The sequence below is a fragment of the Nocardioides sp. genome, assembly GCF_036374615.1.
Classification (GTDB): Bacteria; Actinomycetota; Actinomycetes; order Propionibacteriales; family Nocardioidaceae; genus Nocardioides.
Genome location: NZ_DASUTK010000082.1, coordinates 1 through 2,813 on the forward strand (window position 1 = coordinate 1; position 2,813 = coordinate 2,813).

A 2,813-nucleotide genomic window follows, 5' to 3' on the forward strand; every position below is an offset into this window, starting at 1 on the left:
CCCGCGACCCGGGTCCACGGAGCGCCACCACCCCGCGAAGACCGGAGACGTACATCCTCGAGTAGAACTCGTGGTCCTCGACCGGGTAGAGGAAGCGTGTCGTCGGGTCGGTGAACCACCGGTACCCGATGCTCCGGGACGGTCCGCTGAACCTCGTCAGCTCCCCCACCAACGCCACCCCGAGCGCGGTCTGCCGCAGCGTCTCGCCCAGCTCCGTGACGATCTCCGCCGGTGTGTCGGCGAGTCGATCGAAGATCCGCATCATCCCCGGACTGATGTGATCACCACCTGAACCCCGCGCCGGCGGCTGGTGCCCGGCGAGGCGGAAGAGGTGGTCGCGCTCGGCGCGCGTCAGGTGCAGGCCCTGGGCGATGGAGGCGATCATCTGCGGCGAGGGCTGCGGACCGCGCTCCTGCTCCAGCCGTGAGTAGTAGTCGGTCGACATGTGGCAGAGCACTGCGACCTCCTCGCGACGCAGTCCCCGCGTCCGGCGACGCGACCCCCGCGGCAGACCGACGTCCTCGGGCTGCAACGACTCCCGGCGTCCCCGCAGGAACTCGGCCAGTGCGGCTCGATCGATCACCACCACATCCTCGCCTGTCCAGGTCCACCGAACCACGGATCGACAGACCGTGGATAACGATGCGCGTGTGGCGGAGGCTGGTGCGCACGCCCGATGGCGTACCAGTCGACACGATCTCCAGGAGCCACGGATGCCACGACGTCACCACCACCTGACCATCCCCGATCTCAGCGGCCGTCGGGCTGTCGTCACCGGCGGCAGCAACGGCATCGGCTTCGCCATCGCCACCACTCTCGCCGGTGCCGGCGCCGAGGTCGTCCTGCCGGTCCGTAGCGTGCCCAAGGGCGAGTCGGCTCTCGCTCGGATCCGCGAACGGCACCCGGGAGCGAAGATCACGCTGGAGGAGCTGGACCTGTCCTCGCTGGCGTCCCTCGCAGCGCTCAGCGAGAGGTTGCGGGCCGGTGGCGCGCCGATCCACGTCCTGATCAACAACGCCGGCGTCATGACCCCGCCCGATCGGCAGCTGACCGTCGACGGTTTCGAGCTGCAGCTCGGCACGAACCATCTCGGCCACTTCGCGCTCACCCTCCAGCTGCTGCCGTTGCTCCGGGCCGGACGCGGCCGGGTCACGACGCAGACCAGCATCGCCGCGCGGCGTGGCGGGATCGACTTCGCCGACCTGAACGCCGAACGCGAGTACGACGCGATGCGGGCCTACCGGCAGTCGAAGATCGCCTGCGGTCTGTTCGGGCTCGAGCTCAGCCGACGCAGCAAGGCGGCGGGTTGGGGAGTCACGAGCACCATCTCCCATCCCGGTGTCGCACCGACCGGCCTGCTGTCGGCACGACCGGAGATGGGCCGCGACGCGGACACCCGGGAGATCCGGCTGATCCGCTGGCTCTCGGAGAGGGGCCTCATCGTGGGAACCGTGGAGAGCGCGAAACTCAGTGCTCTGCTGGCGGCGACCGTGCCGGAGTCCGAGGACGGCAGCTTCTACGGTCCGCAGGGACTCGGCAACGTCGGTGGCCCACCGGGCCAGCAGAAGCCGTGGGCGCCGCTGCGGGACGCCGACGCGGCCGCGCGGCTCTGGGCGGTGTCCGAGGAGCTGACGAGGACCGCCGCGCCGGCCTGCCAGGCCTCCGAACGGTCACGGGCCTGCTGACCCACGACGTCGACGCCGGGACGGTCGGGATCCCGCTCACCCAGCTGCAGCTCGGCGCAGAGGTCAACGGCTTGATCGACGAGCTCGCCCACCGGCCGGCCCGACCCCGGGACTCGGGTGGCCGAGCACGGATGGTGACGGGTCGAACGACAGCCACTCCCGAGGGACGTCAGGACCCCTCGGCGGAGAAGTGCTGGTAGTCCTGCGGGTCGTCCCAGTCCCCGCCCCATGACCAACCCACCGCGCGGAACGCCCGCACCACCACGGAGTCGGCAGTGATCAGACCGGGCACCGTCGACCGCCGGGCAGGCGGCTGCGCCCACGGTGCGCCGGCTCGCGGTGACACACCCGAGCGGGTGACGTAGGGGTTCTGCACGGGATTCAGGTCGATCGCCGCACCGTAGGAGTGCTGCGACCATCGATCCGTACCCGCAACGCGACGACAGTTGAACGCCGAGGTGTTGTTGGCGGCCATGGAACGCTCGTCGTCACCGCCGAAGTCACTGACCAGCTGCATCCGCTCGATCGGGAACTCTGCGGCGAAGAGGTCGGCGAAGACGTCCACCACGGCGTCCGCGTGCTTGGCCGCCACCACCAGCTCGCCCTGGCGGGCGCGACCGTCGAAGTCCCAGTGGCTCACGCGCAGATAGCGAAGCTGTCCGAGCGGGACCGGGCACCCTGACCGGTAGCTGCTCGACATCCGGCGCCGCAGCGGACCGGTGATGGCGCTGACAGAGGCGGAGAAGGTGGCCGGCTCGACCGGCGCCGCGGTCAGGCCACTGCCCTGCCGGAGCTTCCGCCACGCGGTGCGGGCACGGGCCGCCGACGTGCCGCTCAGAAAGGTCGGCAACCCGCCGTCCGGGGGGATCAGGGCCGGCCGCCACCCGTCGGCGACGACGCGGCCGTCCCGAACGGCGAGGTCGAGCAGCCCGGTCTCGCCTCGGCTGCCGTGGTACCAGATGAAGTTGCCGAGTCCGTAGGACACGTACGTGGTGCCCAGCCAGCCGGATCCCTGCAGGCGGTGGGTGTGGGTACCGACCACGACAGCGGCGCCGGCACGCGAGAGGTCCCGCGCCAACGCCTTCTGGTGGCGCGTCACCCTCGCCGAGTTCTCCTTGCCCCAGTGCA

3 protein-coding genes are annotated in these 2,813 nt (G+C 70.8%); 1 reads left to right on the plus strand and 2 read right to left on the minus strand.

What is annotated here, in order from left to right; all coding sequences use genetic code 11:
- Positions 1–583, minus strand: a 583-nt coding sequence (locus VFZ39_RS06680; protein WP_330864954.1) for a helix-turn-helix domain-containing protein, incomplete at its 3' end; no start/stop codon positions are given.
- Positions 584–713: 130 nt separating this feature from the next.
- Between VFZ39_RS06680 and VFZ39_RS06685 the strand changes: the two genes are divergently transcribed.
- Entirely contained in the window at positions 714–1,685 is a 972-nt protein-coding gene (locus tag VFZ39_RS06685) for an SDR family oxidoreductase (RefSeq protein WP_330864955.1), read from the plus strand.
- Between the two features lie 169 nt (positions 1,686–1,854).
- On the opposite strand, the gene VFZ39_RS06690 is transcribed toward VFZ39_RS06685, so the two are convergent.
- The coding region (locus VFZ39_RS06690; RefSeq protein ID WP_330864956.1) for a M15 family metallopeptidase at positions 1,855–2,813 on the minus strand (959 nt) is incomplete at its 5' end.